The sequence below is a fragment of the Methylobacterium sp. CM6246 genome, assembly GCF_054818005.1.
This window is the reverse complement of the sequence record NZ_JBTXKY010000001.1, coordinates 2,367,570-2,392,364: the sequence shown is the minus strand read 5'-3', so window position 1 is coordinate 2,392,364 and position 24,795 is coordinate 2,367,570. Positions and strand designations below refer to the sequence as shown.

Annotated in this window: 23 protein-coding genes and 1 tRNA gene; 8 read left to right on the top strand and 16 right to left on the bottom strand. The window is 69.3% G+C overall.

All coding sequences use genetic code 11. From position 1 onward, the window contains the following. Positions 1-358: 358 nt before the first annotated feature. A complete protein-coding gene (locus ACYQPG_RS11730; protein ID WP_147937694.1) occupies positions 359-2,506 on the top strand; it encodes a methyl-accepting chemotaxis protein in 2,148 nt (715 codons plus the stop codon). A gap of 126 nt (positions 2,507-2,632) precedes the next feature. Here the strand turns inward: ACYQPG_RS11730 and ACYQPG_RS11725 are convergent, their stop codons facing one another. Continuing rightward, positions 2,633-4,045 (bottom strand): ATP-binding protein, encoded by a 1,413-nt coding sequence (locus ACYQPG_RS11725; protein WP_461231002.1) that lies wholly within the window; start codon positions 4,043-4,045, stop codon positions 2,633-2,635. Next, positions 4,042-4,797: a response regulator gene (locus ACYQPG_RS11720; protein ID WP_187278305.1), complete on the bottom strand. Its 756-nt coding sequence runs from the start codon at positions 4,795-4,797 to the stop codon at positions 4,042-4,044. The genes ACYQPG_RS11725 and ACYQPG_RS11720 overlap by 4 nt, the downstream gene beginning before the upstream one ends. 129 nt (positions 4,798-4,926) lie before the next feature. On the opposite strand from ACYQPG_RS11720, the gene ACYQPG_RS11715 reads away from it, so the two are divergent. Continuing rightward, positions 4,927-6,171, top strand: coding sequence for an acyl-CoA dehydrogenase family protein (locus tag ACYQPG_RS11715; protein WP_461231001.1), 1,245 nt, complete (start codon positions 4,927-4,929; stop codon positions 6,169-6,171). 130 nt (positions 6,172-6,301) lie between these two features. Beyond that, the gene (locus ACYQPG_RS11710) at positions 6,302-8,158 is read left to right on the top strand and encodes a glycoside hydrolase family 15 protein (RefSeq protein WP_461231000.1); all 1,857 of its coding nucleotides are present in this window, start codon (positions 6,302-6,304) and stop codon (positions 8,156-8,158) included. Positions 8,159-8,327: 169 nt separating this feature from the next. On the opposite strand, the gene ACYQPG_RS11705 is transcribed toward ACYQPG_RS11710, so the two are convergent. The 4 genes from ACYQPG_RS11705 to ACYQPG_RS11690 form a co-directional block, all read right to left on the bottom strand. Continuing rightward, positions 8,328-9,884, bottom strand: a complete 1,557-nt coding sequence (locus tag ACYQPG_RS11705) for a DUF2336 domain-containing protein (protein ID WP_461230999.1) — start codon at positions 9,882-9,884, stop codon at positions 8,328-8,330. Then, a complete protein-coding gene (locus ACYQPG_RS11700) occupies positions 9,881-10,984 on the bottom strand; it encodes a lytic transglycosylase domain-containing protein (protein WP_147906160.1) in 1,104 nt (367 codons plus the stop codon). The genes ACYQPG_RS11705 and ACYQPG_RS11700 overlap by 4 nt, the downstream gene beginning before the upstream one ends. Before the next feature lie 304 nt (positions 10,985-11,288). Then, positions 11,289-11,918, bottom strand: a complete 630-nt coding sequence (locus tag ACYQPG_RS11695) for a flavin reductase family protein (RefSeq protein ID WP_147906102.1) — start codon at positions 11,916-11,918, stop codon at positions 11,289-11,291. 27 nt (positions 11,919-11,945) lie between these two features. Next, positions 11,946-12,509 carry a nitroreductase family protein gene (locus tag ACYQPG_RS11690; protein WP_147906103.1) on the bottom strand — a complete coding sequence of 188 codons (564 nt, stop codon included), beginning with the start codon at positions 12,507-12,509 and terminating at the stop codon, positions 11,946-11,948. Between the two features lie 136 nt (positions 12,510-12,645). Here ACYQPG_RS11690 and ACYQPG_RS11685 point away from each other — a divergent pair, with 136 nt between their 5' ends. Further along, a complete protein-coding gene (locus ACYQPG_RS11685; RefSeq protein WP_147906104.1) occupies positions 12,646-13,569 on the top strand; it encodes a hypothetical protein in 924 nt (307 codons plus the stop codon). Positions 13,570-13,578: 9 nt separating this feature from the next. Here the strand turns inward: ACYQPG_RS11685 and ACYQPG_RS11680 are convergent, their stop codons facing one another. Then, positions 13,579-14,469: a DMT family transporter gene (locus ACYQPG_RS11680; RefSeq protein ID WP_461230998.1), complete on the bottom strand. Its 891-nt coding sequence runs from the start codon at positions 14,467-14,469 to the stop codon at positions 13,579-13,581. 266 nt (positions 14,470-14,735) lie between these two features. On the opposite strand from ACYQPG_RS11680, the gene ACYQPG_RS11675 reads away from it, so the two are divergent. Beyond that, entirely contained in the window at positions 14,736-15,134 is a 399-nt protein-coding gene (locus tag ACYQPG_RS11675; RefSeq protein WP_461230997.1) for a PRC-barrel domain-containing protein, read from the top strand. A gap of 130 nt (positions 15,135-15,264) precedes the next feature. Here the strand turns inward: ACYQPG_RS11675 and ACYQPG_RS11670 are convergent, their stop codons facing one another. After that, positions 15,265-15,660, bottom strand: a complete 396-nt coding sequence (locus ACYQPG_RS11670; RefSeq protein ID WP_246692229.1) for a hypothetical protein — start codon at positions 15,658-15,660, stop codon at positions 15,265-15,267. A gap of 133 nt (positions 15,661-15,793) precedes the next feature. Here ACYQPG_RS11670 and ACYQPG_RS11665 point away from each other — a divergent pair, with 133 nt between their 5' ends. From ACYQPG_RS11665 to ACYQPG_RS11655, 3 genes are read left to right on the top strand one after another with little or no spacing between them, the layout of a single operon-like run. Further along, positions 15,794-16,270, top strand: coding sequence for a DUF2231 domain-containing protein (locus tag ACYQPG_RS11665; protein WP_461230996.1), 477 nt, complete (start codon positions 15,794-15,796; stop codon positions 16,268-16,270). Further along, the gene (locus tag ACYQPG_RS11660) at positions 16,267-17,607 is read left to right on the top strand and encodes a PQQ-dependent sugar dehydrogenase (RefSeq protein ID WP_461230995.1); all 1,341 of its coding nucleotides are present in this window, start codon (positions 16,267-16,269) and stop codon (positions 17,605-17,607) included. The genes ACYQPG_RS11665 and ACYQPG_RS11660 overlap by 4 nt, the downstream gene beginning before the upstream one ends. Continuing rightward, the gene (locus ACYQPG_RS11655) at positions 17,531-17,887 is read left to right on the top strand and encodes a ribosome modulation factor (protein ID WP_461230994.1); all 357 of its coding nucleotides are present in this window, start codon (positions 17,531-17,533) and stop codon (positions 17,885-17,887) included. Before ACYQPG_RS11660 ends, ACYQPG_RS11655 begins: the two co-directional genes overlap by 77 nt. Before the next feature lie 69 nt (positions 17,888-17,956). Here ACYQPG_RS11655 and ACYQPG_RS11650 read toward each other — a convergent pair whose 3' ends face one another. The 8 genes from ACYQPG_RS11650 to ACYQPG_RS11615 all read right to left on the bottom strand — a co-directional run bounded on the left by ACYQPG_RS11650 (position 17,957) and on the right by ACYQPG_RS11615 (position 24,716). Continuing rightward, positions 17,957-18,115 carry a hypothetical protein gene (locus ACYQPG_RS11650; protein ID WP_187193564.1) on the bottom strand — a complete coding sequence of 53 codons (159 nt, stop codon included), beginning with the start codon at positions 18,113-18,115 and terminating at the stop codon, positions 17,957-17,959. A 324-nt stretch (positions 18,116-18,439) separates the two neighbouring features. Beyond that, entirely contained in the window at positions 18,440-18,784 is a 345-nt protein-coding gene (locus tag ACYQPG_RS11645; RefSeq protein WP_461230993.1) for a hypothetical protein, read from the bottom strand. Positions 18,785-18,817: 33 nt separating this feature from the next. Beyond that, a complete protein-coding gene (locus ACYQPG_RS11640) occupies positions 18,818-20,506 on the bottom strand; it encodes a methyl-accepting chemotaxis protein (RefSeq protein WP_461230992.1) in 1,689 nt (562 codons plus the stop codon). Between the two features lie 185 nt (positions 20,507-20,691). Then, the gene (locus ACYQPG_RS11635) at positions 20,692-21,258 is read right to left on the bottom strand and encodes a helix-turn-helix transcriptional regulator (protein WP_461230991.1); all 567 of its coding nucleotides are present in this window, start codon (positions 21,256-21,258) and stop codon (positions 20,692-20,694) included. Continuing rightward, positions 21,259-21,660 (bottom strand): AraC-like ligand-binding domain-containing protein, encoded by a 402-nt coding sequence (locus ACYQPG_RS11630; RefSeq protein ID WP_461230989.1) that lies wholly within the window; start codon positions 21,658-21,660, stop codon positions 21,259-21,261. A gap of 434 nt (positions 21,661-22,094) precedes the next feature. After that, positions 22,095-22,736, bottom strand: a complete 642-nt coding sequence (locus ACYQPG_RS11625; protein ID WP_461230988.1) for a hypothetical protein — start codon at positions 22,734-22,736, stop codon at positions 22,095-22,097. A 235-nt stretch (positions 22,737-22,971) separates the two neighbouring features. Then, positions 22,972-23,047, bottom strand: a tRNA-Lys gene (locus ACYQPG_RS11620). Between the two features lie 103 nt (positions 23,048-23,150). Next, positions 23,151-24,716, bottom strand: coding sequence for a 2-isopropylmalate synthase (locus ACYQPG_RS11615; protein WP_461230987.1), 1,566 nt, complete (start codon positions 24,714-24,716; stop codon positions 23,151-23,153). Positions 24,717-24,795: the final 79 nt, after the last annotated feature.

The following is a 24,795-nucleotide window of genomic DNA, read 5'->3' as shown; positions in this document are numbered from 1 at the left end:
GCTTGCGCTTCGCCCGCACGCCCGCAAGCCGCGGGCCGCGCTTGCGTCGGCGCGGTGGTGCCCCGCACGCGGGCAGGTTCCAGACCGGTCGGCTCACGGGACAATCCGGCATGGCGGATGCTAAATCGCCTCGTTGACCCTGGTATTGCCTGGCAGTTCTGGTGTGGATTTAAGTGTCCGGGAGGATCCGAATGTCTCTACGTAGATACTTAGTTCCTCAAAATATTGAATATCTCGATGTTACGATAGATTGAGTTTTGCGCCATAATGCCCGGCTTTGCCGCCGAAGTTTACCGGATCTTAGTGCCATTGCTCTAAGGTTGCGGCGCTCTCTCTAAGAAAACGATGTAGGATAGCCATGGTGGTGCTTTCGCGGCTGAGTTCTCGCCTGCCGGCGATGACGATCGGCTTGGCCCTGCTCAGCGCCACCGCGATGGGCGGCTTCAGCTGGTATTCCGCCAGGTCCGGCCTGATCGACGCGGCGAATGAGCGCCTGCAGCTCGCCGCCGCGGCCCGCCGCGACGGGATCGAGCTGGTGGCGGACCGGATGCAGGCCGACTTCCTGGCCGCGTCCGCGCATCCGCAGATCGTCTCGAACTTCCCAGACCTGATCGAGAACCTCGATCCGGCCAAGCCGGACACCGCCGCGGTCATCGCGGCGTTCCAGGCGCCGCCGACCGTCGAGGCTCGGGTCGCCCTCGACGGCACCGGCATGTATGGGCGCCGGCACGTGAAGGTGCAGGAGACGGCGCGCAAGCTCATCGCGCAGGCCGGCTACGCCGACTTGCTGTTCCTCGATGATGCCGGCCGCGTCGTCTACACGACCACGAAGGGCAAGGATTTCGGCCAGTCGGTGACCGAGGACGGGCTGAAGGATACGGCCCTCGCCCGCCTCGTCCAGCGTCTCAAGGCCGCCGACCCGAGCGCCGTACTCTACGAGGATTTCGCGGCCTATCCCGTGGACGGTGTCCCGGCCGCCTTCATCGGCCGCGCCATGACCAAGCGGGCGAACGTCGCCATGGGCACGGCCCAGGCCGCGGAGCGGATCGGCTTCATCGCCCTGCGGGTGACGCCGACGCTGTTCGATCAGGCCCTGGCCAAGCGGACCGGCCTCGGCGAGACCGGCCAGGTCATGGCCGCCGGCGCGGACGGGCGCCTGCGCAGCAACCCGCCCCTCAACGCGACCGTGAAGGCCGGCAACGAACTCACGCCGCTCGGGATCGAGGCGGCCCAACTCAAGGCGGGCGGAAGCTTCGACTTCACCGCCGCGGACGGCCCGCACATGGCGGCGGCCTCTCCGGTCAGCGTGCTCGGCGCCCCCTGGACCGTGGTGGCGGAGCAGTCGCAGGCGGAGGCGATCGACGCCGTGCGCGCGCTCTCCCGCAACCTGCTGCTGATCGGGCTCTGCGTCCTCGCCGGGACGGCCGTGCTCGGCCTGCTGCTGGCGCGCTCGATCGTGTCGCCGCTCGGCGCCCTGACCCGCGCCCTTAAGGCGCTCGCCGAACGCCAGGCGCTCAGCGACGTACCGGGCAGCCGGCGCCGGGACGAGATCGGCGATATCGCCCGCGCCGTGGTCATCATCCGCGACGTGTCGCTGGAGGACGCGGCGCAGCAGCTCCAGACCACCGAGGCGGCGCGGCTGCGCGAAGAGCAGGCCCGCCGCGCCATGCTGCAGGATCTGGCGAGCGGCTTCGAGACGTCGGTCGGCGGCATCGTCGATGGGCTGACCCGGGGCGTGGCGGCCCTGCAGGGCGCGTCCGGAACCATGCGGGTCGCCGTTAGCGGCACGTCGGAGCGCTCGACCAGCGTCGCCAGCGCCGCGCGCCAGACCGCCGACAACGTCGATGCCGTGGCTGCGGCCGCCGAGGAACTCGGCGCCACCGTGCAGGAGATCGGGCGTCAGGTCGAGCAGGCAGCCGGCATGTCGGCCACCGCGGTCGGCGAGGCCAAGCGGGCCGAAGGCACGATGGCGGATCTCGCCGCCGCCGCCACCCGCATCGGCGACGTGGTCGGGATGGTCTCGACCATCGCGGGCCAGACCAACCTGCTCGCTCTGAACGCCACGATCGAGGCCGCCCGCGCCGGCGAGGCTGGCCGCGGCTTCGCGGTGGTCGCGGCCGAGGTCAAGGAATTGGCGACCCAAACCAGCCGGGCCACCGAGGAGATCGGCCGGCAGGTTGCGTCGATCCAGGCGGTGACCGGCGGCGTCTCCGAGGCGATCCAGGGCATCGTGTCCCAGATCGAGGCGATGAACCACGTCTCCACCAGCATCTCGGCGGCCGTCGAGGAGCAGGGCGTCACCACGCAGGACATCGTCCGCAGCATGGGCCAGGCCTCGACCGGCACGAGCGGGATGACCGCCGACATCGCCGAGGTCGCCCGGGTCGCCAGCGATGCCGGCGAGGCCGCCGCCTCCGTGGCGCAGGCCTCGGACGAACTCGCCGCCCAGTCGGAGCAGCTCCGGGCCGAGGTCTCGCAGTTCCTGCGCAACGTCCGGGCAGCCTGAGCATCAATCCGAACGGTGGCCACCGGCGTTCGGACATCGTCGATGGGGATCAGAGAGCGAGCGCATCGTGCCGGTCACCGGCACGATGCGCGAAGCAGACCGAAGGCGGTTGGGCTCGGACGGCCGTCAGGCAGCCCGGGCCGGTAGCGAGCCTTGGGATCTCTGTGCCGCCCGGCTCGCATAGGCTTGCGCCGCGAGCGGCAGCTCGATGGCGGCGCACAGGCCGCCCTCGCGCCGGTTCTCCAGGGTCAGGCGGCCGTTATGCGCCTCGACGATCGCCAGCACGATCGATAGGCCGAGGCCGAAACCGCTGGCCTCGTTGAGATTGCGGGCGCGGTCGCCGCGCACGAAGGGCTGCAGCATCGCGTCGCGTTCGGTCTCCGGGATGCCGGGGCCCTGATCGAGTACGCAGATGCGGATGCCGCGCTCGGAGGATTCCATCTGGACCTCAGCCCCTCCGCCGTACTTGACGGCGTTGTCCACCAGGTTGGTGATCGCCCGCTGCAATTCCTCCGGGCGGCCCTGCACCAGGACGTGGCGGCTGCGGGCGACGCTCACGGGCGCGCCGAAATCCGAGAAGTCGTCGCAGACCGTCTGGACCACCGAGGCGAGGTCCACGAGGCTCAGGCTGCTGGCATCCCGCGTCTGCCCGTCCCGCACGAAGGACAGGGCCGCCTCCACCAGGCCGTTCATCTGGTCCAGGTCGCGCAGGGTGGCCGTGCGGGTGTGCTCGTCCTCGATGAACTCGGCGCGCAGGCGCAGGCGGGTGATCGGCGTCCGCAGGTCGTGGCTGATCGCCGCCAGCATCTGGGTGCGGTCGTCGATCAGGCGGCGCACCCGGGCCCGCATCCGGTCGAGCGCCCGGGAGACGGCCAGCACCTCGCGGGGGCCTGCCGTCGGAAGCGCGACGTGGTCGTCGTGGGTGCCGAACGCCTCGGCTGCTCCGGCCAGCCGCGCCAGCGGCGCCGTCAGCGCCCGGGTCGCCCAGACGCAGAGCAACGCGAGAGTGAGGGCCAGGAACACGACCGTGAAAATCAGGGCCCCCTGCCGGGGCGGGCGCAGCGGCGCGTTCGGCAGCGTGGCCTGCAGGGTCGCGCCCTTGGGCGTGATCATCCCGATATGCAGCTGCCCGTCCGACTGCGTCTGTGCCGGATCCTGCGTGCTCAGATCCACCAGGGTCACGTGCCGGCCGGCGCCGACGCGCAGGCGACGGATGACCGGGAGGTCGGGCACGGGGGCCGCGTCCGGCGGGACCGTCCCGTCCCAAGCCTCGACCCGCATCAGCGGGAGGCTGCGCCCGCTCGCCAGCAGGGCCGGCCGCGCGGCTGGGTCCGCCTCGTCGAGGAGCCGCACCAGCGTGGAGAGCCGGCCCGCCGCGACGCCCGGCAGCGTGTCCGGATTCTGCGGCTCGTGCAGGAGGAGGAACGCCGCGGTGGCGACCATGTGGGCCACCGCGATCCCGGCCACGACCAGCAGGGCGATCTGCCCCGCGATGCTCTGCGGACGCAGGCGGGCGCGCAAGGATCGGAACGCGCTCATGACCGGGTCACTTCGGGGGTGAACAGGTAGCCGCCCGAGCGGATCGTGCGGATGAATTCGGGATTGCGCGTATCCCGCTCGATCTTCTGGCGGATGCGCGAGATCAGCACGTCGATGCTGCGCTCGAACGGCCCTGCCGTGCGGCCCTGGGTCAGGTCGAGCAACTGGTCGCGCGACAGCACGCGGCCCGGCCGCAGGCAGAGCGCGTGCAGCAGCTCGAACTCCGCGCCCGTCATGGCGATGCGGGCGCCTTCCGGCGACAGCACCTGCCGGAGCGACACGTCCAGCGTCCAGCCCGAGAAGTGCAGGCGGCGGCGCTCGTCCGGGTCGGGTGCCTCGGCGGCCACCCGGCGCAGGATCGCCCGGATCCGGGCGAGCAGCTCGCGCGGATTGAACGGCTTGGCCAGGTAGTCGTCGGCCCCGAGTTCCAGGCCGAGGATGCGGTCGACCTCCTCGGATTTGGCGGTCAGCATCAGGATCGGGATCTGAGAGGCGCTGCGCAGGCGGCGGCACAGGCTCATGCCGTCCTCGCCCGGCAGCATCAGATCGAGCACGATCAGGTCGATCCGAGCCTCCGCCAGCGCCCGGTCCATCTCGTTGCCGTCGCCCGCAAGCGTCACGCGGCAATCGTTGCCGCGCAGGTAGCGGGCGACCAGGGCCGAGATCTCGCGATCGTCCTCGACCACGAGGATGTGGGGTGTGGCGGGTGCGTTCATCGCGAAGGATTCGGCGAGCGGATCGGCGAGCGTCATCAGGTTATTATGCGCCGACGCGGCGATTATTCGAAGATGGTTGCGGGAACCATTTTGTAAGCGCGTGTTTCCAGCTTTGCCGTGCCGCGTGGCCATGAATGCAGCGGTGGGTGAAAGCCGGGGGAACGCATGAGCACGATGGCGCACAAGCCTGATCCGATCGCCCCGAAGCCACCCGAGCTGGCCTCGCCCTGGCACGATCCGGCCCGGGCCGCGCTCCAGGCCGAGGCCCGGGCCTTCGCGCACGACGTCGTCCTGCCGCTTGCTGACGAGCTCGATCCGCAGAAGGCCGAGATGCCCCGCGGGCTCATCGAGGCCATGGCCGAGAAGGGCTGGTTCGGCATCACGATACCCGAGGCGCAGGGCGGCCTCGGTCTCGGGGTCTTCGAATATTGCCTCGTCTCGGAGGAGCTGGCCCGGGCCTGGCTGTCGGTGGGCAGCATCCTGGCCCGGGGCCAGGGCCTCGGCACCCAGACCCTCGACCCCGAGCGCCGGGCGGATCTGCTGCGCCGCTCGGCCCGGGGCCACTGGATCGGCTCGATCTCCCTGTCGGAGCCCAATGCCGGCTCGGATCTGGCCGGCGTGCAGACCCGCGCGGTGCGGGACGGCGACACCTGGGTGATCACCGGCACAAAGCGCTGGGCGGGCTTCGCCAAGGGCGCCGACTTCATCGAGGTCCTCGCCCGCACCCGAGACCCGGAGCCCGGCGAGTCCCGCTCGGCCGGTCTGGAGCCGTTCCTGGTGGTGAAGGAGCGCGACAGCTTCCCGCCCGGGGTGACCGGCCGGGTGATCGACAAGATCGGCTATCACGGCTTCCAGACCTTCGAGCTCGCCCTCGATGGTGTGCGCGTGCCCGAGAGCGACCGGCTCACCGGCCTCTACGGCGACCAGGGCGCCGACGCGGATTCCGGCGGCTTCGCCTCGGTCCAGCGCGGCCTCAACATCGCCCGGGTCCACACGGCGGCCCGCGCCGTCGGCGTGGCGCGCGCGGCGGTGGAGGACACCCAGGCCTACCTGCAGGAGCGGGTCCAGTTCGGCCACCCGATCGGCGATTTCCAGGCCCTGCGCTTTGCGCTCGCCGACATGGCCGCGGAGGTCGCCCAGGCTCGGGCGTTCTGGCAGCAGGTCGCCCACCTGCTCGACCAGGGCGAGCCCGCCGAGAGCGAATCCGCCATGGTGAAGCTTCTGGCGACCGAGATGGCGGTGCGCGTGACGAACCAGGCGATGCAGCTTCACGGCGGCAACGGCTACACCACCGAGCGGCGGGTCGAGCGCTACTGGCGCGACGCGCGCCTGACCACGATCTTCGAGGGCACCAGCGAGATCCAGCGGCGGATCATCAGCGACCGGATGCTGCCGCGGCCCAAGGCCTGATCGGTCGCTCCTGGCTTTAGACCCGTGCGGCGAATCGTCGAGCGGGACTCCCCGCCCGGGGTCGTTTGGCTAACTCACGATAGGTTCGTTCCATGCCGTACCAGCGGCGCGATCGCCTTTCGGAAGCCCTGTGTCCAAGCCCATCAGCGATTACGCCCTCATCGGCGACACCCATTCCTGCGCGCTGATCGCGCGGGACGGCTCGATCGACTGGCTGTGCTGGCCGCGCCACGATTCGCCGGCCCTGTTCCTGAAGCTCTTGGACGACGACAAGGGCGGCGCGTGCAGCCTCGCCTTCGACGGGCTCACCGAGACCGTGCGCCGCTACGTGCCCGACACCAACATCCTGGAGACCACCTTCACCACGTCGACCGGCCGCGCCCGGCTGATCGACGTGATGCCGGTGAATCCGCCGAGCCCCGAGCCCGAAGAGGGGCCAGACGGCGAGGGCGAGAGCCGCCTGATCCGGCTGCTCACCTGCGAGAGCGGGCGGGTCGCCGGCCGGTTCGTGGTGCGGCCGACCTTCGACTACGCACGCCGGCCCTGCACGCCGATCGTCGAGGACCGATCCGTGCTGTTCGAGGCCGGGGATTGGCGCCTGCGCGTCAACGCCTTCCCGGAGCCGCAGCTGCAGGGCGATACGTCCGAGGTCCTGTTCGACCTCGCCGAGGGCGAGACCGCCTACCTGGTCCTGACCCATGGCGAGGACCAGGAAGATGCCTGCATCGAGGATTTCGCCGGGGCCCAGCGCCGCATGGAATCCACGACCGAGTATTGGCGCCGCTGGAGCGCCCGCAGCAGCTACAACGGCGCCTACCGGGACGCGGTGATGCGCTCGGCCCTGTGCCTGAAGCTGCTGACCTACTCGCCCTCGGGCGGCATCGTGGCGGCGGCCACCGCCGGGTTGCCGGAGGCGGTGCCGGGGGACCGCAACTACGATTACCGCTTCACCTGGATGCGCGACGCGGCCTTCACGGTGACGGCCTTCGTAATGCTGGGCTACGTCCGCGAAGCCTCCGAATTCCTGCGCTTCCTGCGCGAGCGCGACGGCTCGTACGGGCGCGAAACCAAGCTGATGTACGGCATCAGCGACGGCATGCCGCCCGAGGAGGTGCTGGAACATCTGGCCGGCTGGGGCGGAGTCGGACCTGTCGTGATCGGCAACCTGGCCGAGGCCCAGGACCAGCACGACATCTACGGCGAATTGCTGCGGGCGCTGTGCGTGTTCCTGGAGGCCGTCGACTACGACCCGCCCGAGAAGGTCAACGACCGCCTGCCCGAGGTGCTCGACAACCTCACCGCCCGGGCGATCCGTCACCGCCACGATGCCGATCACGGCATCTGGGAATTGCGGACCGGCCCGCGTCAGCAGGTCCACACCAAGGCGATGATCTGGGTAGCACTGACGGACGCGGCCCGGATCGGCCGCAACATCGAAGGCGTCCCCGCGGAGAAGATCGCCGAATGGGAGCGGATCGCCGCCGAGATCCGGGCGGAATACCACGACAAGGGCTGGAACCCGGAGAAGCAGGCCTATACCGGGGCCTACGGCTCGCACCACCTCGACGCGGCGGTGCTGCGGGTCGCCCTGTTCGGTGCGCTGGATCCGAGCGACTCGCGTACCCGCTCGACGCTGGCGGCGATCGAGCGCGAGCTGGGCGACGGCGACCTGATCTACCGCTACCGCATGGATGACGGGCTGAAGGGCGACGAGGGCACGTTCACGGCCTGCGCGTTCTGGCGCGTCGGGTGCCTTGCGCTGGACGGGCGGACCCGCGAGGCCAAGGCGGCGTTCGAGCGCCTGATCGCCCGCGGCAACGATGTCGGCCTGTTCGCGGAGGAGATCGACCCGGCCACCGGCGAGCAGCGCGGTAACACGCCGCAGGGCTTCTCTCATATGGCGCTGATCAACGCGGCCCTCCGACTGGAGGACAGCATCGAGCGCTTCGGCCTCGTCGACGCGATCGAGCAACGGGCGGCCGAATAGGTCCATTCACGGACGCATCCGTCAGCCCGCCTGCGTCAGGCGAGATCCGATCTTCCCGGGCGTCGGAAGCGGCACGGATGCGTCAGGTGCCATCTCGTCATTCCGGGCTCGCCTGCCGCCCCGGAATGACGGGGCGTTTGCATGAACGGCGCCAAGCTGTTCGCTTCGATCAGGCTGCGATCCTGATCTCCTCGTCCGACCCGGTATCCGCGCCGGCGCGGCTCGCCTGGAACTCGTCTAGTAGGTCGGCGCCGAGCCCGTCGAGGACCTCCTGCATGGCGGCCTGGACCACCGGATCCTCGTCCTTCGGCTCCGTGCGGTACCAAGCCAGGATCTGTTCGGGCAGCGCGTCGAGGATCGCTCCGACCGGGTTGCGCGGTTCGGCTATGGCCGGCGCGCCATCCGCACGCGCCGCGATCGCGGGCTCGACCGTGGCCTGATCGGGCATCTCCACCGGCGCGGCGATCCCTTCCGCGACGATCTCGACGGCGCTCGCTGGCGCGAAGGCGGTACGCCGCTGGCTTTCGAGGGCGGCGCGCCAGGCGGCGTCCGCAGCTTCGGCCTCGCGGCGGGCGGTCTCGCGCGTCATCGCCTCGGCCGCAACGGCGCGGGCGACCTCCCGAGCCTCGTCGCGGGCGGCCTCGGCCTCGTAGCGGGTCAGCAGCGCGACCACGGCGTGCATCTCGGGCGCCGGCAGGTCCGTGCAGGCGTCGATGGCGGATTCGATCATCCGGCGCGACAGGCCGGCGCCGCGCAGGCCGCCCGCGGCCGCGTGCCGAGCCGCGAGTGCCGCCTGCATGGCCGGCAGCAGAGCCTCCGGCAGCCCGGCCTTGCGGTGCAACTCCGCGAAGGCCCGCGGATCCCGCGAGGAATCCCGCATGGCGCGGGTGATCCCGGCATAATCCTGTCCCGAAAGGTCGGCGAGGGCGGCGTGGACGAAATCGGTCCGGCCCGACAGGACGGCCCGGAGGATCAGGCCCGCGGTGAGCTGCCGGGTGGTGCGCAGATGCGCCACCAGGCGCGCCACCGCGGCGACCCCCGAATCGTCGCAGGTCTCGAGGGCCACGCGCTCGCCCGCCTCGCGGCTCATCCGGTCGCAGCGCTCGGTGCCGATCCAGCCGCGCGCGATCACGAACTGGGACAGCGCCTGGGCAACCGCGAGGCCGATCGTGTAGCGCACCTCCGGCGGCAGATCGGACCGGCGCAGCAGCGCCTCACGCAGGCGGGCTTCGGTGCCGTGGCGCTCGATCATGCGCAGCATCCGGCCCGCGGTGATCTTCGCGGTGGGATTCGCGGCGAGCACCACCAGGGTCCCCAGCTCGCCGATCTCGGCGAGTGCCCCCGACACCGGCGGGGACAGGTGGTGCCGGGCAGCGATCACCGCGCGGGTGGTCTCGTCGCCGAGCGCGGCGGCGTCGACCAGGTCCGCGTCGGTGAGCACCGGCGAGCGGGCCAGGACCAGGCGCGCCACCTCGGGCACGTCGCAGGACAGGGCGACCACCAGCGGCCGCGGCGTGCGGGCCGAGGCGGCACAGGTCTCGGCGAGCGCCCGGCGGACTAGGGGCGACGGGTCGTCCAGCAGCGACAGCAGCGCGGTCTTGGCCTCCCAGGCCTCGTCGGCGGAGAGGTCGCCGTACAGGAAGGCCCGCGCCAGCGCGGTGGTGGCCTCGGCCCTGCGGCCGGCCGAGGCGTTCTGGGTCCAGGCCAGGAACTCGCGGATGATCATGGGCCGCTCCGGGGGGCGAACAGGCTGTTCCTGATGCCGGTGGTGGATCCCGCGGCGGCGAGATCGGCCGGGCGGCGGGGCGGCAGCGGCGGGTTGACCAGGGCGAGGCCTGCCGGCGTCGGCGCCGGTTCTGCGAGCGCGCCGGTGGTCGCGGGCTCGGCGACGGAAGCGACGAGCGGCGCCTCCGCGCCGGAGCGCGGGAAGTAGGTGGGCGCAGGGTGCTGGGTCGGCGGCGCGGCGTTGCGGGCCTGCCAGAGGCGCGCTGCGGCGTCGGAGGCCGCTCCGCGCTGCTCGGTTTGGAACAGGCTGCGCAGGTCGGAGGTGCCGCCGAACGCGGTGGCGGTGCTGGCATAGGCCGTGGCCGCCTGCGTGGGCGGGGCGCCGTCCTGGCGCAGCACGGTCAGGTCGGTGGCGGCGGTGGCACTCTGCACGGCGCCCTGCGCGGCGGCTGCGAGGTTGGCGTAGAGTTCGGCGGCGCTGCGCGGCCGGCCCGTCCGGTCGTAGAACAGGGATCGGTTGGCTGCGGCCGCCTCCGGCAGGTCGAGGGCCGCGGCCCGGGCCGGGAAGGCGCGGGCGGTGGAGATCAGGGCAGCTGCGCCCTTCGCGCCGAGGACATGCGCGGCGTAGAGGTCACCCGCAGTGGGGTCGCGCCCGAGGGCTGACGCGAGGGCGTCGGAATTCTGCTGGGTCAGGGCGCCGGCGAGCGTCGCGGAGATCTTCGGATCGCGCCGCAGGTCGAGGATCGCCTGGCGCTGCTCGGCATCCGGGACCGCGTAGGTGCCGTCGGATTGCCGGGTTATGGCGTCCGCCTGCGCCTGGAGGCCGAGTTTCGGCCCGGCATTCTTCATCACCCCGAGCCAGGTCTGCTCGATGAACTGGAACAGGCCGGTGGCGGAGGAGGTCCCGGCCTTGGCCGCCGGATCGAGGGCGGATTCCCGCCGGGCCGTCGCCAGCAGGTAGTCGAACCCGACGCCGCTCGCCATCGCGCCGTCGCGGATCGCCTGGACCACCGGCCCGGAGGCGGCCGAGCCCGCGGCCGCCCGTGCCTGGGCGGGCGGGCTGCTTTCCGATGGGCTGGACGGCGTGGTGAACAGGAACATCCGGGCGCGCACGGGGTCTGAGGACACCGTGAACCTGCGCCGCTTATGGTAAACAACTCCTCAATCGATGTTGCGCTATGTTATGCGCGCTTCTCCATCATCGACGGAGAACCACGCCCCTCTCCTTGCCGCCTGGAACGTCAGTGGACGGGGATCCGCGACACGGCACGGAACGTGCCGCAGCGAACACGCCGCCCGCTGTCCCGGCCCGGATCCCGGGTCGCATCACGCCGGTGCCGTATGCGTGCGGGAAGGGGCGGTGCAAAACGTCCACCCCTCGGCATCGTCAGGTTCAACGGCGGCTTCAGGATCCGCTGAACTCGGCCGCACCCTTGGGCCGGCGCATCTGGAAGCGGGTTTCCGCGGTGGCATGGAAATAATCGAAATACCCGCCGCGCATGATGGGATGCATCGCGGCGGTGTCGACCATGCCGTCCGAGACGAACCGCTCATCGACGTAGATCGACACGACCTGGCCGATCACCAAGAAGTTCTCCGCCTTGCCGCCGCCGAGCGGCACCAGCGGGACGGTCTGGAGCCAGCGGCACTCCAGGGCGGCGGGCGAGGCCGCCACCCGGGGCGGGCGCACCTTCTGCGATGGGGCGGTCTCCAGGTTGGCGAACGCGAACTCGCTTTCGCCCCGCGGCAGGGGCGCCGAGGAATCGTTCATCCCGTCGCGCAAGTCCCAGGTCGCCAGGCTGCACACGAACTCCGCGCCCTCCTCGGCGAAGGTCATGGCGTCCTTCCGACCCGAGGACGAGAACGCCACCATGTCGTCGGCGACCGCGTTGAAGAACGAGTAGGGCGCGAGGTTGAGCTTGCCCTCGCGGCTCATGGCGCTGATCCAGCCGATCGGCCGCGGCGCCACGATCGCCTTGAGGGGGTTGTGGGGAAGCGCGCGGTTCTCGCGCGGAATCTCGAGATCGTAATGCACGAATGCGCCTTCTGAGACGGACCGCACTCAGAGATAGGTCACGATCTCGGAAAGACTCGGCCGCGGGCGATCTGACGGCACCTCGCGGGCCCGGCCGATATGCACGAACCCGGCGAGCTTCTCGGACGGCGCAAGGCCCAGCCCATCCAGCACGCGGCGATCGTAGGCGTACCATTCCGTCAGCCACGACGTGGCGAAGCCCGAGGCGTTGGCCGCGACTACGAGGTTCATGGTGGCGGCGCCGACCGAGAGAAGCTGCTCCCATTCGGGGATTTTCACGTGCGGGCCGGTGCGGGAGACGACCGCGACGGTCAACGGCGCGTGCATCAGGCGGCCGCGCTCCTGGGCGAGGCGCTCCGGGCTCGCTTCGGGATTGTCGGCCGCGAACGTGGCCGCGATGACGTCTCCGACCCGCTCCCGCGCCGCCTCGGCGATCACGATGAACCGCCAGGGGGCCAGCTTGCCGTGGTCGGGCACCCGGGAGGCCACGGTCAGGATGGTCTCGAGCTGCGCGCGGTCCGGCCCCGGGCCGTCCAGCAGCAGCGGCGGGACCGAACGGCGCGTCTTCAGGAGGTCGAGGGTGGCAGTCATGCGTCCTGTCCCGCGGATGAATCGGGACCCGGATGTGGCACGCAGGGGCACCCGGGGGAAGACCGTGCGGCCTTGCCGCCGCCATGGTCCCGAGGCACAGGCGGAACCGGACTGGGACTGGATGAGGATTCAACGGATGCGCACGAGGCTTGCCGCGATGGCGTTGGCAATTCTCTCGCCCTCCCTCTTGCCCGCGGATGCGCGCGCGCAGCAGGGCGTGTTCCAGAACCGCCTCGGCGATCCCCTGCCATCCCCGTCGATCACCAGCCCGACCCTGCCGCCCAACATGCCACCGGCCGAGCCCGAGGCGCAGCTGTCGCTGTCGGCGCTGCTGTCCGGAGCCGGGGTGCCGCTGCGCAAGGGCCTGGCTTGGCGCATCTATGAGGATCGCGGCGACGGCACCCGGCCTTCGATCGTGGGCCGCTCCACCGAGGCCGAGCCGAACTTCACCCTGCCCCCGGGCGCCTACGTGGCGACCGTCACGTACGGCTTCGCCAGCGCCTCGAAGCGCATCGTGATGGGCGGACAGCCGGCCACCGACACCCTCCGGGTCGCGGCCGGCGCACTGAAGCTCGCTGGGGCCGTGGGCGACCAGAAGATCCCGCCCGCCCAGGTCGTGTTCTCGGTGTTCGTGCCGGTGGGGACCAATTCCGAGGGCCGCCTCGTACGCTCCGGCATCAAGGCCGGGGAGATCCTGCGACTGCCCGAGGGCACGTATCACGTGGTCTCGACCTACGGGGAGTCCAACGCGATCCAGCGCGCCGACCTGCGGGTCGAGAACGGCAAGGTCACCGAGGCGACGCTTAATCACCGCGCCGCCACCGTCACCCTCAAGCTGGTCGCAGCCTTCGGGGCCGAGGCCTATGCCGGCACCGCCTTCTCGGTCCTCACCCCCGGCGGCGACACCATACGCGAGGCGATCGGCGCATTCCCGCAGGTGACCCTCGCCGAGGGCGACTACGTGCTGATCGCCCGGCATGACGGGCAGGTCTACACCCGCGAGTTCAAAGTCGAGAGCGGGCTGGACCGGGACATCGAGGTGGTGGCGAAGTCCGGCTGAGCGGTCTGTTCAGGCCATACGCCGCGCCAGGGCCACGCAAACCGCGACTGCGAGGGCCGCCCCGATCATCGCGGGCTCGATCCGCTCGCCCAGGACCAGTGCGGCCACCCCCAGCCCCATGAACGGCTGCAGAAGCTGGAGCTGCCCGATCGCCGCGATGCCGCCCCGGGCCAGCGCCCGGTACCAGAACACGAACCCGATGAACATGCTGAACAAGGCGACGTAACCCAGGCCGACCCAGGCCGGCAGCGGGATCGCGCCGGGATGTGCAGGGCTCAAGACCAGCGCCAGCGGCAGGGAGAGCGGCAGAGACAGGACGGTGGCCCAGGCGATCACCTGCCAGCCGCCGAGCCGCCGTGCCAGCTTTCCGCCCTCCGCATAGCCGAGGCCGCAAACCAGGATCGCCGCCAGCATGAAGGCGTCGCCGGGACCCGGCGGCCCGTCGAGCCCGCGCGCCGCGAACCCCACCGTCACGAGGGCGCCCAGGATCGACAGTATCCAGAACGCCGACGAGGGGCGCTCGCCCGACCGCAAGGCTCCGAACAGGGCGGTGGAGAGCGGCAGCAATCCGACGAAGACCGTCCCGTGGGCCGCGTTGACGGTGCGCAGGGCGAGCGCCGTCAGGAGCGGGAACCCGACTACGACACCAGCCGCCACGATGGCGAGCGCCCCCATGTCGCTCCGGCGGGGCCAGGTCTCCCGCAGGACAAGCAACGCGGCTGCCCCCGCGAGCCCGGCCAGGGCCGCCCGCGCGGCGCTGAGGAACAGCGCGTCCATGCCGGTGAGCGCCAGCCGGGTCGCCACCAGGGAGCCGCTGAAGATCGCGACGCCGACCAGTCCGTCGATCCACGCGCCCGGTTTTGCCGAGGCCAGGTTTCGCCCGGTGCCTGGGTTGGTCAACGCCGTCGATGCTTGCCCGGATCGTGCCACGACTGTCCCCTCGGTCTTGATCCGCCGGGACATGCACTTGCTGCGCGTGCTCAGATAGGGACGGTTCGGTCTGGCTCGGCCGAACTGTACCGGCCGCGCGGCAGGACACGCGCGCTGACCGGGCGATAGGGCCCCATGGTTCCATGTTCCGGTGATTAACATTTCTGCGATCTCGCGGAACGATGCGTGCAGGCAGGCCCTTTCCCCGCGCCCATCCCGGGCCGCTGGAGATCTCGATGCGCCGCCTCGTCCTCGCTACCCTCGCCGCTGCTGCCCTCGCCGGACCCGCCCTCGCGGCGAATACCACGCCCCCGACGGCGGCCCCCAAGTTCGAGAGCGTGCCGCAGGATGCGGTGCTGAGCTACAACCTGATCGGCCTCAACATCACCGACGCGCAGAACAACACCGTCGGTGAGATCAAGGACATCGCGATCCACAACGAGAAGGTCGTCGGCTACATCGTCTCGGTCGGCGGCTTCCTCGGCATGGGCGAGCATTACGTCGCCGTCTCCCCGGCCTCCGTGGCCCTGGGCTACGATGCCGACGCGAAGAAGTGGAAGGCGATCATCGGCGCGACCAAAGAGCAGCTGAAGTCCGCGCCGGAGTTCAAGTACGACGGCAAGTTCAAGCGCTGAGCGTCTGACGGGGCTGCCGGCGGTACGAGCTGGCCGGCGGCCCCGGTTCTTCTAGCTGATCCCGGCGATTTATCGCAGCGGATGCTTCGAGATTGCCGTCAAGCATGGTGCAGGCAGATAGGCGCCCGATCTAGTGCGTCACCCGATCCGCTTGCAGCGCCTCACGCGCCATCCGGTTGACCAGCGCGTCCCGCTTGGCCTGGCGCAAAATGATGCGGGCCGCTGCCCTGGCGTTGGCCGCGCGTAGCGTCGCCTGCGGCCCGCCTTCGCGCATCACGCGACAGGCCAGAGCCCGAAACCATTTCACGTTGGCGAGCGCGGCGGCTCTCCGGCTGATCGGGCCACCAACGTCGAGTGGCTTCTCTACTGTGGCAGCGGCCATTGGCTCAATCCTGGACTGCTTTTCGCCGCTTGTCCGCGAATGAGACAAGAAATGGCGATGCTGCTCAGACTCGGCAATAGTGGTGCCGGCCGATGATTTTAGAAAACGACACAGATCAGGGTTCCCGACGGTGCGCGGACGCACGCGCCCATCCGATGCCGCTGGAGGCTGACTCAGGCGGTTCGGCGAGCGATGCAGCCCCCGGGCGACCAGATGGCGCGCAGGCGGAACCTTTACCTCGACGCGCGGTAGGACCCGCAGTGCAGAATGCGATTTCATGACGAGGATGCGTGTGTCGGAGAACTTCCCGCGCTCGACTGCCAGCATCGCCGGGCATCCCATTCACCCGATGCTTGTGCCGATCCCGATCGTCTGCTTCGTCGGCACCTTTGTCACCGATATCGCTTATTGGGCGACCGCCAACATGCAATGGGCGAATTTCTCGGCCTGGCTGTTGAGTATCGGATTGATCGCCTCGGTGTTCGCGGGCCTCGCCGGCGTGATCGATTTCCTCGGCAGCCGGTCGATCCGGCGCCTGCGACCGGCTTGGATCCATGCGGTCGGCAACGTCCTCGTACTCGCTCTGTCGATCGTCAACGTGTTCGTGCACAGCCGGGACGCCTACACCTCGGTGGTGCCGACCGGCTTGGCGCTCTCCGGAACCGTGGTCGTGGTCCTGCTGGTGACGGGCTGGAGCGGCGCGGACTTGATCCATCGCCATCGCGTGGGCGTGCGGCCGGGAACACGAGCATGAGCCGGAAACGCTATCTCCTCGCCGCAGCCGCGCTGCTGCCGCTGTCGGCTTGCGGACCGGATCCTATCGATCCCCAGACCCAGGTCGGCCCGAATCCGCCCCTGCCAGACCTGCACCAGTACCTGTTGCCGCCGATGCACGTATCCCGGTCGGTGGGCTGGAAGGACGGTGAGGTTCCGCAAGTCGCAGCGGGTCTGCAGGTGAAGGCTCTGGCGACCGGCCTGAAAGGCCCGCGCTCGCTCCTCGTCCTGCCCAACGGCGATGTCCTGGTGGCCGAGAGCGGAGGCCCGACGCCGCCGATCAACCGGCCGAAGGAGATCGTCATGGGCTGGCTGGAGAGCCTGTCCCATCCCGCCGGCGAAGCGGGCCAGCGCATCACCCTGCTGCGCGATACCGACGGAGACGGCGTGGCGGAGACGCGGACCGTCCTGCTCGACAAGCAGAACGCGCCCTTCGGCATGGTGCTCGTCGACGACGCGCTCTACGTCGCCAACACCGATGCGGTGATGCGCTTCCCGTACACGGCCGGCACGACCCAGATCACCGAGCCCGGCGTCAAGCTCACCGAGCTGCCGGCGGGCCGGATCAACCATCACTGGACCAAGAGCCTGACCGCCAGCCCGGACGGCACCAAGCTCTATGCCGGCGTCGGCTCGAACAGCAACATCACGGAGAACGGCATCGACGAGGAGAAGGACAGGGCCGCGATCTGGGAGATCGACCGCGCCACGGGCGCCCACCGGCTCTACGCGACCGGCTTGCGCAACCCCAACGGTCTCACCTTCGAGCCGCAGACGAAGACGCTGTGGTGCGTGGTCAACGAGCGCGACGAACTCGGTCCCGACTTGGTCCCTGATTACATGACCTCGGTAAAGGACGGCGGCTTCTACGGCTGGCCGTACAGCTACTGGGGCAGCCATCTCGATCCACGGGTGATGCCGCAGCGCCCCGACCTGGTCGCCCAGGCGATCATGCCCGATTACGCGCTGAGTTCGCACGTCGCCCCGCTGGGGATGGCATTCGCCACCGGAACGGGCCTGCCCCAGGCCTACCGGAGCGGGGCGTTCGTCGGCGAGCACGGCAGCTGGAACCGCGATCCGTTGAACGGCTACAAGGTGGTCTACGTCCCGTTCGAGAACGGAAAGCCCGCCGGCAAGGCTCAGGACGTGGTCACCGGCTTCCTCAACGCGGACAAGCAAGCGCGCGGCCGACCGGTCGGGCTGGCGATCGACGGCCAGGGTGCCCTGCTCATCGCGGACGATGCCGGCGGCACGGTGTGGCGGGTCACGGGATCGGGCGCGCGCTCTGAGGCGCAGCCGCCCGCAATCGTACGATGATCCCGGCCTCGTCGTCCCGGAGCTCCCGTTACGTGGCGTGGGAAGAATCCATGACCGGGAGGACTGCATCGTGACGCTATTTAGCCGGTCGCCAACCGCGATCAGCGATGAGGGGCGCCACGCGCGAGACCGCGGAGAGCCGCTTTCGGCCAATCCCTATCCCGAAGGTTCGAACGAGCACCGCACCTGGGCGCGGGGGTATCGGATCCCCGATCACGAGGCGTCGGATCCGGCGTCCGATCGGCAAACTGAAGACGTTGGGCGCACGCGGTCGTCGTAATCGCGCGTTGCAATGAGGCGCGGCGTCGCTGACCCGGTTGTCCGCGGAGCCGCTGTTACAGCTAGTGCGTCAGGGTCTTGGCGGAACCGGCTCCATGGACTCGTCCTCGCCGCGTGCCGCGAACGGAGCTGCGGCTCCGAAGCCGATGACGGCATCGTCGAGAAGCGTATCGAGCGTGTCGGCGACCCAGGTCGCGCCGTCGAGCATGGCTATCAGGATGGCATGCATCGCTTGCCTCCCCGCACAGGGGTTTTGGGCTGGCAGGGGCAACGGAGCGCCGGGTTGCTGGGCGTTCCGTCGCCGGGTCCGATTAGCATCAGACGAAGTGGTTCGGCAGGGCGAGGCTCAAGGCCTGCACGTACGAGCCGGCCAGGATCGCAACGGTGGCGATCGTCGCGGCGGCGGCAATGGTGAGGCGGAATGCAAGGGGCATTGAAAGTCTCCATCAGGTCCGCGACTGTGTTCGCGGTGTGACCCTGATGTATGCCTAAGCTTTCCAGGCGGACGTGCTTCGGCACACCTGGGCCGTGATCGGGTTCGCCCGCATATGGTTCAGCGATTGCGGTGAAGCAGGCTCGCGGCCGCGCCCAGGCTCGAGCCGACCGCGAAAACCGCCAGCAACGTCGCGACGCGTGCTCCGGTCGGGTTCTGCTGCAACGTCAGCAAATGGAGCAGGTCCCGGACGATCAGCAAGCCGCAGGCGACCGATCCCAGCGCGGCCAGGAACGCCAAGACCTTGACCATTGCGGGATCCGCGTAGCCGCTGAGCGAAGTCCGCAATCTGGCTCTGGCGCCCTCCGGGACGAGCGGCTGGCTGTCGACGTGGTCAACCGATCGTTGCTGGGAACGCAAGACTTCGCTGGGGCCGACGCGCGCACCGGATCGGACTGCGCGCATCCGGCCTGCGATCCTGGCGGCCCCGCCGTTCGTTCAGGCCGCGCGCACGGTGGCGAGGAAGCGGCCCACCTCGGCTGAGAGGTGCTCGGACTGGCGCGAGAGTTCCGATGCCGCGCCCAGGACCTCGCTCGCCGCCGATCCGGTCTCCTCCGCGGCGCTGGCGACGCCGGTGATGTTGCTGGTCACCGCCCCGGTCCCCATCGCGGCCTGGCTGACGTTGCGAACGATCTCCTGGGTCGCCGCGCCCTGCTGTTCCACGGCGGCGGCGATCGAGGTCGTCACGCCGCTGATCTCCTGGATCCGCATTGCGATCGAACCGATCGCCGTGACGGCCTGGCCGGTGGAAGCCTGGATACGGGCGATCTGACCCGAGATCTCCTCGGTGGCCTTGGCGGTCTGCTCGGCCAGCGCCTTCACCTCGGAGGCGACGACGGCGAAGCCGCGTCCGGCGGCGCCGGCCCGGGCCGCCTCGATGGTGGCGTTCAAGGCCAGCAGGTTGGTCTGCCCGGCGATCGACGAGATCAAGCCGACCACGTCGCCCACCCGGGCCGCCGCCGTACTGAGCTCCTGCACCAGGACGGCGGTCTGATCCGCCTCGCTGACGGCGCGCTGCGCCAGGCTGGCCGAGCCGTCGACCTGGCGGCCGATCTCCTGGACCGACGAGCCGAGCTCCTCGGCGGCCGCCGCCACGGTGTTGACGTTGCTGGCGGCCTCCTCGGCCGCGGCCGCCACCGCGCCGGACTGCGCCGAGGTCTGGCCGGCCATGGCCGACATCGCCTCCGCGGTTGCCTGAAGCTCGGTGGCGGAGGCCGAGACCAGGCCGATGATGCCGCCGACCGCCTGCTCGAAGGTTTCGGCCATCTGGCGCATGCCGGTCTTGCGCTGCGCCTCGGCGGCGAGCCGGGCCTCGGCCGTCTCGGCCTCCAAGGCCTTCATCTGGATCAGCCCGTCCTTGAAGACCTGCACGGCGTCCGCGATCGTGCCGACCTCGGTCCGGGCGCCCTGGTGCGGGATCGTGACCGACAGGTCGCCGGCGATCAGGGCCTGCATCGGCTGCACCACGGACTGGATGCCGCGCGTGACCCCCAGGACGATCACCGCCCCCGACAGCACCGAAAGAATCAGGGCGAGCCCGATCGCGATCAGGGTCACCGTGCGGGTCTCCTCGAAGACTGTCAGACCCTGGGCCTCAGCGGCGCTGGCGCCTTCGTTGTTGAGGGCGATCAGCTTCTCGAGCGCGGTGGAGACGGCACGACGGGGCGCGAGCCCGTTCGTCTCGTAGAGTGCGTAGGCCTGCGCCTTGTCGCCCCGGCGCGATAGGGCCAGCACCTGGTCCCGGACAGCCCGGAAGGCGTCCGATGCACGGCTCAGCATCGCGTCCAATGCCTGCTCTTCGGGTGAGCTGATCAGGGTGCGATAGAACTTGGCCTTGTCGTCCACGGATCTGTCGAAGCTGCCAATGTCCTTCTCGATGGTGGCCAGCAGCGCCGGATCAGTCGCCTGCGTGTGACGCAGGAGAAGCCCACTGCTCCGGGCCGTCAGCGTGTTGATCTCGCTGAGCGTCCTGATGCTCGGCAGCCAGTTCGTTTCGATGGCGACGGTCTGATCGCGCAGCTTTTGCGTGCTCACGAGCCCGAGTATGCCCAGGCCGACCACGAAAACGGTCAGAGTGGCGAACGCCACAATCAATTTCGTGCGGATGGAGACAGATTGCAGCGTCACGGCACCCTCGAAATGCAGCGGAATAGGAACATTGCGCAAGCTGCAGCCGCGAATGCTTAACCAACAGATCTTAACAACCGCTGATTGCTCTGCACTTGGAGTTACGATGAGGCCCGGTGCGGGATCCGCGGGGTCATCGACGACCGACCGATCTGCGGTTGAGAAGCCAGCCCTGCGCGGCCGGATCACCGTTTCGGGATGCCAGGATCGGCCAGATGCCGGAACGCGCTCGGTGCCATCCCGTATCGATCCCTGAACCGCCGGGAGAAATGCGCCTGGCTGGCGAAGCCGCAGCCATAGGCCAGGGTGCCGAGGGACAGATGTCGACACCCCGGGTCGGCCAGGCGCTTGGCAGCGGCCTCCAGCCGGCGCTGCCAGATCCAATCGGAGATGTGCTGCCCGTGCTCGTGGAACAGTTCCTGAAGGCGGCGCAGCGAAACGCCGACGATCGCCGCGAGCTGGGGCGGGTCCAGGGTCAGGTCACCGAGGTTGGCCTCGACATGGGCTTTGGCCCGCTGGACCACGACGGTGCCGTGCAGTGGCCGGGGCACCTCCTTGGCCAGGCGCTCAGCGATGCTGGCCGCGATCAGGTCCACGACGATGGCCGACATCCGCTGGGCGACGTCGGCCGTGAGCACGTTCTCGAGTTGGAGCAACGTGTCGAGGAACGTCGTCACGAGGCGCGCGCTGCCGAGATGCTCTCCGATGGTCAGGGCCGTGAAGTGACGGGCATCACCGAGCAGGTTCTCCAATCAGTCCCGGGGGATTTCCAGGAGCAGGGATCGGGACGATCCGGACGTCTGGCGGACGGACGGGCTTGCCCGATCCAGGACGGTGATTTCGCCGGGCTGCAGCACGGCCTGGCGCCCGAACTGCTCGCACATCGACGTTCCGGACAGCTTGACCGTGACGGCGAGGGTATCCCGCTTGTGGCTTCGCCGGAGCGTGGCCGGGGTCGATTCCACCCTTACGGCACTGGACGTCGAGCGGGTGATCAGCAGCGAGCCGAGATCTGTCCCTTCAAAAAGGCCGCGGAAGTGGCCATCGTCTACCCGATACAGTTCGGCCGGCATCAAGCGGCTCGTGGCGAAATCTCTCCAGAGATTGAAATTTGTATTCGATTGATCGCCGACCGCCGAGAAAATGGTTTTCATTGATGCGCAGATCGATCCGGTAGCCCTCATCGAGGATTGTCGGATTATCCATCATCGCAAACAGAAATGGTAGGTTTTATAATCAACCTGACAAATTAGGGTTGATTCGCTGCATTCCCGTTCTTAGACTATATAGATGTGTTTTGGTCACAAAAATGTAAACATTAATCTGATCAGCGAAGCATGATTAAAAACGATTAAAATATCTTATTTGTATGAGTTAAAAAGTCGCGCCGCATCGACCTGTGCGCCGTGCGGCTTTCGGCAGCGTTCCAGGACGATGCCGTTATCCAACCTATCGCGGTATGTCGGTTGATATCGGTCTCAAGGCTGGCCGTTATCAGACAGTGGCAGGGGGGGGCGCGGCGCTGACGGCGGCGCTGACGGGACGGGCTCTGGCCCCGTTCGAGTTGCGATCGCGGCGCCGCGATCCATCAATCCGCAATCGGTGGTCCGGCATCGTCGGGGGCTGGCCGCTGCGCCGGCCTGGGCTTGCGCGCCGGCTTGGCCGGTTGGACGGTCCTGGCCTGCGGCGGCGTCCGCACGGCAGGCCGTTGCGGTGGCCTCGGTGGCCGAGCGATCTGGACGTTCTTCGGCGCGGCATCGGGCGTTCCAGTCGGCGCGGCGCTGGGGTTCGACGGCGGCGCGACGGCGGACCGGTTGTTCGGCGCCCCTCGCGGCGGCTGAGCCGCGCTCCCGGCCACCGAAGGCGCCGCCTGCCCGGCCGGTAGCGCCCGCGCAGCAGCGGCGGCCGCCGCGGGCTGCGGTGCGGCCTCGCAGGTCTGGCCGCAATTGCTGACGACCGCCTCTACAGTCTTGCCGTCGATGGTCGCCGACACGATGCACCGGCTCGGATGATAGACGAGTTCGTACTGGAACCTGCCCTTCTCGTCCGACTCGGTGCGGAACTTGTCCTCCAGCACCACCGGCACATGCGGACGCTCCGTAGTTCCGACGATGTAGAGCCGGCCCGTCGCGATCGCCGCGAGGGTGATCTCCGGCGCCGCCGAAGCGGGTCCGCACCACGCCAGGGCGCCTGCTCCTGCCGCGGCGACAATCGAGGCGAAACGAACCAACCGACAAATCTCCGAGTTCAGCCCGCGATATGCGAAAGCCAGACCATCTTCAGGCGGAGATAGTTCTAAACCCGAAATTGCACAGGCAGAACAAATTGTCTTCAGCTCTGTCGCCAAAGAATTGTTTTCGTTGTGCGTGGGTTGCGGCACGACGATGCAAAGCCGCCACGGCCCCGCGCCGCCTGTGCGGCGTCGATCCTACGAATGAGACTGTGAGGACCGTTCCGGGAAGTCTTGGTGGGCGCACTAGGGTTCGAACCTAGGACCCGCTGATTAAGAGTCAGCTGCTCTACCAACTGAGCTATGCGCCCGATCGCGTCTGCGACCCGCCCCGGTGGCCACCAAGTCCGTCCGGGGTGGCGGGCTGATACCAACGCATCCGGGGGCTGTCCACCCCCGGATGCGGGTTTTTTGCTATTCTGCTGCCGCGTGCTGTGCATGAACCCGCACGGCGTGGGCCGCGAGCTTGTTCAGGGCCGAGAGATAAGCCTTCGCGGACGCCACCAGCGTGTCCGGGTCGGCACCCCGGGCGGTGACGCTGCGGTCGCCGTCGCGCAGGCGTACCGAGACCTCGGCCTGGGCGTCCGTGCCGCCGGAGACCGCCTGCACCTGGTACAGCTCCAGTTCGGCCTTGTGCGGCACCAGGGCGGTGATCGCGTTGAACACCGCGTCCACCGGTCCGTTGCCATCGGCTTCCTCGATCCGGGTGCCGTCCTCGTCGGCGATGCGCAGGGTGGCGCGCTGGGGGCCCCGCGTGCCGGCGATGACCGAGAGCGAGACCAGGCGGATCCGGTCATGGGCGGTGGCGAGGTTCTCGTCGACCAGGGCCTCGATATCCTCGTCGTAGACGTGCTTCTTGCGGTCGGCCAACGCCTTGAACCGCTCGAACGCGTCCTGGAACTGGTTGTCGGACAGGTGTAGGCCGAGGTCGTCGAGCTTGGAGCGGAACGCCGCCCGCCCCGAGTGCTTACCCATCACCAACGCGGTCTTGCTCAGGCCGACCGAGGCCGGCGTCATGATCTCGTAGGTCTCGGCGTTCTTGAGCATGCCGTCCTGGTGGATGCCGCTCTCGTGCGCGAAGGCGTTGCGGCCGACGATCGCCTTGTTGAACTGCACCGGGAAGTTGGTGGCGTGGCTCACCAGCTTGGAAGCGCGGGTCAGCATGGTCGATTCGATTCCGGTCTCGTAGGGCAGCACGTCGGCGCGGGTGCGCAGCGCCATCACGATCTCCTCGAGCGCGGCGTTGCCGGCCCGCTCGCCGATCCCATTGATCGTGCACTCGACTTGCCGGGCGCCGCCCTCGATGCCGGCGAGCGAGTTGGCGATCGCGAGGCCGAGGTCATTGTGGCAATGGACCGAGAACACCGCTTGGTCGGCGTTCGGCACCCGCTCGCGCACCGCCGCGAACATGTCGCGGTACTCGGACGGCGTGGCGTAGCCCACTGTGTCGGGCAGGTTGATCGTGGTGGCGCCGGCGTTGATCGCGGCCTCGACGCACCGGCACAGGTAGTCGATCGGCGTGCGGGTCGCGTCCATGGCCGACCATTCCACGTCCTCGACGAGGTCGCGCGCTTGAGCCACGGTCTTGAGGATGATCTCCAGCACCTCGTCCTGGGTCTTGCGCATCTGGTGCGCGAGATGGATCGGCGAGGTCGACACAAAGGTGTGGATCCGTCCGCGCTTGGCGTGCCGCACCGCCTCGCCGGCCCGGGCGATGTCGGCGGGAATCGCGCGGGCTAAGCCCGCGATGGTGGCGCGCTTGGTGCGCCGGGCGATCTCCGACACAGCCTCGAAGTCGCCGATCGAGGCGATCGGGAAGCCCGCCTCAATGATGTCGACGCCCATCGTGTCGAGGAGCTCGGCGACCGCCAGCTTCTCGTCATGGGTCATGGTGGCGCCGGGGCACTGCTCACCGTCGCGCAAGGTGGTGTCGAAGATGACGATGCGTTCGCGGGCGGCGGTGGTGCTGGTGGTGGTCATGGCTTTACCCTGTCGCGGGCCGCCCGGCATATTGCGCGGAGCGGCGTGGTGCCCCGGGAGGGGCTGAGGTTCGCGAGTT

What these genes read in the sequence shown, in the direction of transcription:
- ACYQPG_RS11660 (WP_461230995.1), top strand. Translation starts at nt 16,267, where the DNA reads ATGAGCCGGAAACGCTATCTCCTCGCCGCAGCCGCGCTGCTGCCGCTG.
- ACYQPG_RS11730 (WP_147937694.1), top strand. Translation starts at nt 359, where the DNA reads ATGGTGGTGCTTTCGCGGCTGAGTTCTCGCCTGCCGGCGATGACGATC.
- ACYQPG_RS11700 (WP_147906160.1), bottom strand. Translation starts at nt 10,984, where the DNA reads ATGTTCCTGTTCACCACGCCGTCCAGCCCATCGGAAAGCAGCCCGCCC.
- ACYQPG_RS11655 (WP_461230994.1), top strand. Translation starts at nt 17,531, where the DNA reads ATGCCGGCGGCACGGTGTGGCGGGTCACGGGATCGGGCGCGCGCTCTG.
- ACYQPG_RS11615 (WP_461230987.1), bottom strand. Translation starts at nt 24,716, where the DNA reads ATGACCACCACCAGCACCACCGCCGCCCGCGAACGCATCGTCATCTTC.
- ACYQPG_RS11665 (WP_461230996.1), top strand. Translation starts at nt 15,794, where the DNA reads ATGACGAGGATGCGTGTGTCGGAGAACTTCCCGCGCTCGACTGCCAGC.
- ACYQPG_RS11650 (WP_187193564.1), bottom strand. Translation starts at nt 18,115, where the DNA reads ATGCATGCCATCCTGATAGCCATGCTCGACGGCGCGACCTGGGTCGCC.
- ACYQPG_RS11720 (WP_187278305.1), bottom strand. Translation starts at nt 4,797, where the DNA reads ATGACGCTCGCCGATCCGCTCGCCGAATCCTTCGCGATGAACGCACCC.
- ACYQPG_RS11675 (WP_461230997.1), top strand. Translation starts at nt 14,736, where the DNA reads ATGCGCCGCCTCGTCCTCGCTACCCTCGCCGCTGCTGCCCTCGCCGGA.
- ACYQPG_RS11705 (WP_461230999.1), bottom strand. Translation starts at nt 9,884, where the DNA reads ATGATCATCCGCGAGTTCCTGGCCTGGACCCAGAACGCCTCGGCCGGC.
- ACYQPG_RS11685 (WP_147906104.1), top strand. Translation starts at nt 12,646, where the DNA reads ATGCGCACGAGGCTTGCCGCGATGGCGTTGGCAATTCTCTCGCCCTCC.
- ACYQPG_RS11690 (WP_147906103.1), bottom strand. Translation starts at nt 12,509, where the DNA reads ATGACTGCCACCCTCGACCTCCTGAAGACGCGCCGTTCGGTCCCGCCG.
- ACYQPG_RS11715 (WP_461231001.1), top strand. Translation starts at nt 4,927, where the DNA reads ATGAGCACGATGGCGCACAAGCCTGATCCGATCGCCCCGAAGCCACCC.
- ACYQPG_RS11645 (WP_461230993.1), bottom strand. Translation starts at nt 18,784, where the DNA reads ATGCGCGCAGTCCGATCCGGTGCGCGCGTCGGCCCCAGCGAAGTCTTG.
- ACYQPG_RS11725 (WP_461231002.1), bottom strand. Translation starts at nt 4,045, where the DNA reads ATGAGCGCGTTCCGATCCTTGCGCGCCCGCCTGCGTCCGCAGAGCATC.
- ACYQPG_RS11630 (WP_461230989.1), bottom strand. Translation starts at nt 21,660, where the DNA reads ATGAAAACCATTTTCTCGGCGGTCGGCGATCAATCGAATACAAATTTC.